The 512-nt window shown below is 77.1% G+C and carries 1 pseudogene; it reads right to left on the bottom strand.

Annotation, left to right across the window (positions count from 1 at the left end):
* Positions 1-512, bottom strand: a pseudogene (locus tag ACFP6A_RS14425) (hypothetical protein); the annotation flags it as partial.

Genomic DNA, 512 nt, shown 5'->3' with positions numbered 1-512 from the left:
CGGCGGCCGTGGTGGTGGTGTCGCGTTCGGCGTCGCGGATCTTCTCCGCGGCGTGGGACAGGCCCCGGAACATGGTCAGCACGTCGACGGCGGGGCCCTCGGCGACCAGCCGAGCCATCCCGTCGTCCAAGGGGGTGACGCCCACCCGCCGCCGGCGCCGACCCGCCTCGGCCCGCCGGGCCGCAGCCGCGGCGTCGATCGTGGCCACCTCGGCGGCGATCCGGGCCCGCAGCTCCGCGGTGGTCAGGACCGCGGCACCGTACGCCGGCCGACCGGCACCGGCCGGGCCCTCACCCAGCCCCTCGTCGTCCTCGTCGTCCTCGCCGTCCTCGCCGTCAGTGTCTTCGGTGTCGTCGGTGGGATCGGTGGGGGTGGGGTCGACCGACAGGGCCTCGTCCAGGGCCAGGGCGACGTCCTCGTCGAGCTCGGCCGCGGCGGCGGCCACGATCCGGGCCCGCGGGTCGTCGAGGTCACCGCAGGCCAGTGCGTCCAGGGTGCTGGGCAGGCGGGTG

It is taken from the genome of Quadrisphaera sp. GCM10027208 (genome assembly GCF_042658805.1).
In the GTDB taxonomy this organism is placed as follows: Bacteria; Actinomycetota; Actinomycetes; order Actinomycetales; family SCSIO-59966; genus SCSIO-59966.
The sequence above is the reverse complement of the archived record's forward strand: the minus strand, read 5'-3'. Positions and strand labels throughout refer to the sequence as shown.